The 6,929-nt window shown below is 61.4% G+C and carries 7 protein-coding genes; 4 read left to right on the top strand and 3 right to left on the bottom strand.

The features are described 5' to 3' along the window. Positions 1 to 132 precede the first annotated feature (132 nt). From EOA38_RS23475 to EOA38_RS23485, 3 genes are read left to right on the top strand one after another with little or no spacing between them, the layout of a single operon-like run. Positions 133 to 1,155, top strand: a complete 1,023-nt coding sequence (locus EOA38_RS23475) for a 3-oxoacyl-ACP synthase (protein ID WP_126095516.1) — start codon at positions 133 to 135, stop codon at positions 1,153 to 1,155. Then, positions 1,155 to 2,117 (top strand): DUF4150 domain-containing protein, encoded by a 963-nt coding sequence (locus EOA38_RS40510; protein ID WP_245464771.1) that lies wholly within the window; start codon positions 1,155 to 1,157, stop codon positions 2,115 to 2,117. Before EOA38_RS23475 ends, EOA38_RS40510 begins: the two co-directional genes overlap by 1 nt. A gap of 11 nt (positions 2,118 to 2,128) precedes the next feature. Further along, positions 2,129 to 2,971, top strand: coding sequence for a hypothetical protein (locus EOA38_RS23485; RefSeq protein ID WP_126095517.1), 843 nt, complete (start codon positions 2,129 to 2,131; stop codon positions 2,969 to 2,971). Here the strand turns inward: EOA38_RS23485 and EOA38_RS23490 are convergent. The 3 genes from EOA38_RS23490 to tssI are packed head-to-tail and all read right to left on the bottom strand — an operon-like array spanning position 2,968 to position 6,092. After that, the gene (locus EOA38_RS23490; RefSeq protein ID WP_126095518.1) at positions 2,968 to 3,330 is read right to left on the bottom strand and encodes a hypothetical protein; all 363 of its coding nucleotides are present in this window, start codon (positions 3,328 to 3,330) and stop codon (positions 2,968 to 2,970) included. The two genes, EOA38_RS23485 and EOA38_RS23490, sit on opposite strands and share 4 nt — an antisense overlap. Further along, entirely contained in the window at positions 3,330 to 3,755 is a 426-nt protein-coding gene (locus tag EOA38_RS23495) for a DUF6484 domain-containing protein (protein WP_126095519.1), read from the bottom strand. The genes EOA38_RS23490 and EOA38_RS23495 overlap by 1 nt, the downstream gene beginning before the upstream one ends. A gap of 9 nt (positions 3,756 to 3,764) precedes the next feature. Next, positions 3,765 to 6,092, bottom strand: coding sequence for a type VI secretion system tip protein TssI/VgrG (tssI, locus tag EOA38_RS23500; RefSeq protein WP_126095520.1), 2,328 nt, complete (start codon positions 6,090 to 6,092; stop codon positions 3,765 to 3,767). Between the two features lie 310 nt (positions 6,093 to 6,402). Between tssI and tagH the strand changes: the two genes are divergently transcribed. Further along, on the top strand, positions 6,403 to 6,929 hold a 527-nt coding region (tagH, locus tag EOA38_RS23505), incomplete at its 3' end, for a type VI secretion system-associated FHA domain protein TagH (RefSeq protein ID WP_127300363.1).

Consider the following 6,929-nt stretch of genomic DNA (forward strand, 5'->3'; position numbering starts at 1 on the left):
CATCCACAAGACTATCCTCGATTTCTCGGAATGCTGGGTCGGCCCGCCGACGGAGTCGATGCTGCGCGCGCGTGCGACTGGCAGGGAATATGTCCGTAGCGACGGGACCGCGCCCGAGGAGGTAGAAGACGCATGAGTACGAGGCTTGACATAGCCTCGGTCGGCATGGTGACGGCTGTCGGTCTCGATGCGCCTTCGGCCTGTGCCGCGATGCGCGCGCGCCTCGATGGCTTCCAAGAGACGAGATTCGTCGGCTCGGGGACCGATTTGCTGATCGGCGCGCCGGTGCCGTTGCCGCGAGGCTGGATTGGCGAAAAGCGCATGGCGCACCTGGCCGCAGCCGCGATCTGCGAGGCGTTCGAGGCCGTCCCGCAGGCACGTGGTCAGACCGCGCTCATCCTTTGCCTCGCCGAGGAGGATCGCCCGGGCCGTCCGGCCGGGGATAGCTTGCGTCTGCTCCGCAGCGTTTCGGAGATCACCGAAATCGAACCCAGCACGCGCTCACGCATCGTCGCGCACGGCCGGCCCTCCGGGCATATAGCACTTGATCAGGCGCGCAGGATGATCGCGGCGGGTGAGGTACCCTATGTGATGATCGCGGGCGTCGACAGCTACCTGACGGCACCTGCGATCGCTTATTATCTTGGTGAGAATCGTCTGCTTGCCGCTGACAATCCAAACGGCTTCATTCCGGGTGAGGCCGCCGCCGCGATCCTGTGCACGCGCTCGCGCGGCGACGGCCTTCGCCTCTTCGGACTGGGTTTGGCGCGTGAATCCGCAACGATCTACAATGCCGAGGATCTGCCGTTGCGTGCCGACGGCATGACGTCGGCGTACAGCGCTGCGTTCAAGGAAACCGGCATCGAGATGAATCGGCTCGGCTACCGCATCGCGGACCTCATTGGCGAGCAGTATTGGTTCAAGCAGAGCGCTCTGGCGAGCTTGAGATTGCTGCGCGGCCGTCACGATTTTCAGGACATCTGGTCGCCTGGCGAATCCCTCGGCAACGTCGGCGCAGCCGTGGTTCCGCTGATGATCGGCATGGCCTGGATGGCGGCCCGCAAGGGATATGCCGCCGGAAATCCAGTGCTGATCGAGGCATCGAACGATGCCGGCGCCTGCGGGGCGGCAATCCTCGCCGCGAGGGCAGCCTGATGACTGTCTACGCGAATGGCCTCGAGGTTGCCTGCAAGGCACAAGCCAACAAGGTGATCGCCGCCTTTCCGGACGTCTGCTTCACACCCCCTGAAAATCCTGCAACGCCGCCTGGCGTGCCTATTCCCTATCCCTCGTTCGGACTCGATTCCGATACCGACAATGGCACCGGCACCGTCAAGATCGGTGGTCAGACCATCACCCAGAAGAACAAATCGTACTACACCAAGACCAGCGGCACAGAGGCCGGGTGCGCCGCCAAGAAGGGAGTGATCACCTCAGTCAATACCGGCAAGGAGTATGCCGTCGCCTGGTCGAGCGACGTGAAAGCGGATGGCGAACCCGTCAGCCGCATGACCGACCTGTCGACCAACAATCATGCTTCGCCGACCGGCAACGCACCGCCTTGGCCGAAGATCGGAAAGTTGAAGGTGGGCAAGCAGTCCTGCACGTCAATCCTGGCAAAGCTCGGCATGAAGGTGCACCGTTATGGCGACGCAAGCAAGGAATGCGCGTCCAACCAGCAATCGGACCATATCCTGCAGAATGCCTGTTTCCAGAATTCGCGCGGTGGCCAAGCCATCAGCACGACGCCGAGCTATACGATGAACGATGCGCCCTGCGTCTGCCTCGAAGACGCAACTGATCCTAACACCGAGCATGGCCGAAAAACGGCCGCTCAAGGCGAATGGGCAAAGGCTCAGCGCGCGAAAGGTACGAACCCCACTTACGAGGAAGTGCGGGAGGCCAACATGGAGGCCATGAAAAAGGCCAAGAACATCCCGGATGGGCCAAGAGGTAAAGAGCACCCCGCCATTGAATGCCTGAGGATGATTTGTGACATTCACTTCAAGGAGATGATGGGCGGACCGGAGAAAAAGAAAGACAGCACCGAAGCGCGCGCGCCAGCGACCGGCAAGTTCAAACCGACCCCCACGAGTACGGTTCGCAGAGGCCGCTGAGGAGACATGACATGGCTGACTATAGCGTAACGGTAAATGGCACGGTTGCAGCGGATAACGGGACCATTTTTTCCGCCGTCGCATATTATGACGGAGAGAGTTTCTACTCGTTCGTCATCTCGGAGTCCGACGTGGCCAGCGACGACAATCAGACCGAACGAATTTACGAGAAGCCGTGTTGGTTCACTGACATTTGGCGTTCCAACTCCGGCCGACTCTACGTGTGCGACGACAACGGCGCGGTGCATTCGGGTTCGAGGACCGAATGGACGGAAAGCCAAGTCTCGCCCCGTCACTTAAACACCGTCTGGGGTCTCGACGACAGCACTGTCTATGCAGGGGGATCCGAGGGGGTTGTCTATCGCTGGGATGGCGCACGCTGGTCCGCCATTAGCCCCGCGCTCGGTAACACCATTCTTTGCATCGCTGGGTCGTCGCCCAGCGACCTTTATGTATCCGGCGAGGGAGCGCTTTTCTGGCACTATGACGGCAGGCAGTGGACTCAAATCCAGCTACCCACCAACGCGATCTTGGTTGGACTGCTGGTACTGTCATCAGGCGACGTCCTCGTCTCGGGTAGCGCAGGGACCTTGTTTCGCGGCTCCGGCCTTGCCTGGACCGATGTCTCACAGCGAGGCCGAGACTTCTACAAAATGGCGTTCTACCGGAAGACAATCCACATCGCCGGTGGAGGGCAAGGGGTGTTTACGTTCGATGGGGCAACGGTTTCCAACCTCAAGGACAGCTTCCCCGTCTATCGTCTTTCATCCAATGGCCCATATCTGGCGCTGGCGGGCGGAAACTCTGCCATAAGATACGATGGCTCTGATTGGGACGGTCCCGACTACACCTAACGGCTCGAAATTGATGGCATGTCTGGCCTGGGCTTTGCGGCCAGATAGGCGCGCACCCTGCCAAGGTCGAGATCGGCAACCCGCAATGCCTCTTTGATCGACAGCATGCGCACGACGAACAATTCCCCAGCTTCGGGATATTCGGAGTAGCGCTCGCTCGCGATCTCGATGCCGACCTGGCCAGCGACTCGCAGCCCGTCAAGATGCGCTTCCAGACGCTCGACGAGTCGGGCAAGTCGCTCCTCATCCATGTCCGGATTCTTGCCGGGGTTTAGCAGGTTGTAGTCGTATACTGTCCACAGGAACGCAGCCATCTCTGCGTGCTGGCGGACAATCTCGCGAAGAACAGGCGCTGGCATCAGTTCAGATTGACCGAGCCACCGCGGATGCGGTTGGCGGCACTTGCGTGGCTCGTCACATAGGTGCCGCGGATAGTGATGTGCCCATCCCTTTCCATGATGATCGTCGCCTGGCCGCAACGCAGCTCAAGACGTTCATTCGCGGTGATCCTCATTCGCTCACCGTCGCGGATGACCTGGGGAACATTTGACCGGTGCACGGGATCGATGATGCGCCCGACAATCAGCGGTCGACCCGGATCTCCGTCCTGGAACAAAAGCGCCACCTCCGCGCCGATCATGTCCGAAGTAAGTTCAGCGAGGCTTCGCGCGGCTACTGCTGTCTCTCGAGGGTTTCCCGGGAAGACGACAAGGGGTGCGTCGTCGCCGAAGCCCAGGAATATGCCAATCACCACCCCTTCAATTCGCTCTACGATCTTTGTCATCGAGGCCCCTCAGTTCTGCTTTATCTCCGAGCCTTTCATGGTGATATCGCTCGATGCCTTCACGTTGATCTTGCCCGACCCACTGATCGAAATGTCCTTACCGGAGATGTTGATCGTGCCATCCTTCTTCATCGCGATCGCCGCCGAGCCGCATGTGATGGTGATAGCATCGCCAGCTTCAATAATCAGGGTCTTGCCAACCTTTATGGCTCCGTCCTCGCCCACCTCCACCAGACTGCCTTTGGCTATTTTCAACGCTCGCGAACCGCCGACATCGGTCGCATCGTCCTCGGCGATCTTGGCGTCCCGGCCCTTGCCAATCTGGGAAGCATGCGCTCCACCAATCTTGAAGCTCTGATTTGCGCCAACGTCGACCGATTGGTTCGCCGCAACCGTCCAACTGTCATCCGCCCCGATGCTATGGCTCTGCGCAGCACCCACCGTGACCGATCGTGTCGCGCCGATCGCGTTGGTCTGCGAAGCGCCGACGGTTCGCGCTTCAGCCGCCCCCACCGTATCCACACGCGCAGCCCCCACCGTCACCGTCTGCACCAGCCCCACCGTCTGCGAGTGGTTGGCATCTATGTTTTCCGTCGAGTTCGCGACGACGTGGATCGTCTCGTTTGCCATAACCGTCAGCGAGCGGTTCGCGCCCACCGTTTCGGTGTCGTTGCTGCCGATATTGGTGGTCTGGTCGACGCCGATCTTGACCGTCTTGTTGTTGCCGACGTCCTCGTCGAGGTTGTGGCCGACGGAGTGCTTGGCGTCGTGGTCGATGCGGTCGGACTGGTCGTGCTGCACGGTCTTGTTGCGGTCGTGCTTGATCAGCAGGTGGTGGTCCTTCTGGGCCTGGAAATTGACCAGCTCGGAGCCGGCCTTGTCCTCGAACATCAGCTCGTTGTAACCGCCGCCGCCCTTCGAGGAGTTGGACTTCCAGCCCGATTGCGTGGCGTTGCCCGGAAGGCCATAGGGGGGCATCTCGGCGGCGTTGTAGACGCGGCCGGTGATGATCGGCAGGTCCGGGTCGCCCTCGATGAAATCGACGATGACCTCCTGGCCGATGCGCGGGATCTGGATGAAGCCCCAGCCGCTGCCGGCCCAGGTCTGCGACACGCGCACGAAGCAGGAAGAGTTCTGGTCCTTCTTGCCGAGGCGGTCCCAATGGAACTGCACCTTCACCCGCGCATATTTGTCGGTGAAGATCTCCTCGCCCGAAGGACCGACCACCGTCGCCGTCTGCGGTCCGCGCATGATCGGCCGCGGCGTGATGCGCGGCGGCCGGTAGGGCAATTTGGTAGGCGCCACGCCCAGCACGACCCTGAAATTTTCGCTGTAGGCCTCGTTCTGGGTTCTGTAGCCCGGATCGAACAACCGGTAATCGGCGCTGATCACCAGATAGTCTTGGTTCTGGTCGTCGCGCGGAAAGCTCTCGAGCTTGAACTTGCAGCCGGAAAAGAGGCCGCGCACGGTTCCCACCGCCGTGCTGCGCTGATGCACCGCCTGAAGTTCCTCGCGGCGAACCCCCGCGATCGTGTCGCCCCGCCCGACATCGAGATGCGCGCCGGGCTGGCGGTAGTTCTCGCCCGCCGCCTCCTTGTGGCTGAACGGCTGGGCGGACTTCGCCATCAGGTCCGCGCCGGGCTTCTCGAAATCATAGTCGGTGTGGGCATAGGCGCCGGGCCGCACGGAACTGCCCGGAATCCATTCGGTGATGTATTCGACATCGCGCCGCGAACCCTGCCCCTCGAAATTATAGAGCACCTTCTCGTAGCCCGGCGCCGGCTTCAGCTTGCTCATCGCATCGCAGAGGACCAGCGTATGCTTGCCCTCGTCATGCTCGAAGAAATAGAAGATGCCCTCGTGCTCCATCAGGCGCTGCACGAAATCGAGATCGCTCTCGTCATACTGCACGCAGTATTCGCGCTGAGGATAAGATCCCTGCAGCCGCTTCTCGAATTTCGCGATGCCGTATTTGGAGAAGATTTTTTCGACGATCTCGACCGCCGTCATATTCTGGAAGATGCGGCAATCGGTGGTGTTGCCGAGGAACCAGAGCCATGGCCTCACCACCGCTTCGTAATAGGCCAGCCGGTCCTCGATGCGGGTCAGCTTGAAATCCGAGACGAGTCCGCTGAACCAGCGCTTCGGGTCGGATTCGCCTTCGACCGAAACGGCGCCGCCCAGCATCTTCAGCGGGTCGACATCATGGCTCTTCGAGACGAAGCCGACCGTATAGGCGAAACAACGGCTGATCTCGTCACGGCCGACGAGATGGGTGAAGGTCAGCAGATCGCCGCCAAGCGGCGTCTGCACAACCGTGGCGCGTTCGTTCGGCATGGGTCGTGCCCCTCCTGGACGCGGCCGCCAGTATGATGGATTGAAGCCCCCGCTATGTTAACCGCATCACGTTCGGGAACTTTTCGCACCCCACCGTACCGGACCACTTTCAGCCTAGCACAGGTTTGCTGGCAGCCAAACAACAGCGATGGCTAAACCGCACCGATGCGTCCGTGTGAAACGCTCCTCTCCCGCCGCGCCTGTAAGCTGCTAGAATGCTGGAGCAATTCCGGGAAAAGCGCGTAGCGGTTTCCGCCCGGAATCGCATGGAAGATAAGTATTTATTGACCAAGTTCGGCGACGCTTCCGGATGTTCATCTCTCTCCAGATCAGCAATGTCGACAAGCTGCCCCCGGGCACCGCGACGAGCTACGCCGCCCGCGACCGCAGCTTCGAGATCGGACGCGAGAATTGCGACTGGACGCTCGCCGATCCGGACAAGTTCATTTCCGGACGGCATTGCGAGGTCCGCTACCAAGCGGGCGGATTCTGGCTCTACGACATCTCGCGCAACGGCACCTTCATCAACGGCTCCAGCCAGCGTATGGCCGGCCCGCACCGGCTGGCGCATGGCGATCGAGTGCTGATCGGCCGCTATGTCGTTTCGGTCTCGATCGACGAAGAACGGCCGGCCACCGGCCATCCGCAAATCCGGGCCGGGTCGACGCAACGCGAGCTTCCGCCGTCGACAGGCAGGCCGCTGGACTTCTCCAACGAGCCGTTCTTCAGCCCGGCGGAGCAGCGCCCGGGCCAGGGAGCGCCGGCATCGACGTCCTCGGCGCTGCAGCCGCCCCCGACCCCGGCATCCCCCGCCGGCCCGCCGGCGGAAGCCGACAG

Source organism: Mesorhizobium sp. M1E.F.Ca.ET.041.01.1.1, assembly GCF_003997355.1.
Lineage (GTDB): Bacteria > Pseudomonadota > Alphaproteobacteria > Rhizobiales > Rhizobiaceae > Mesorhizobium.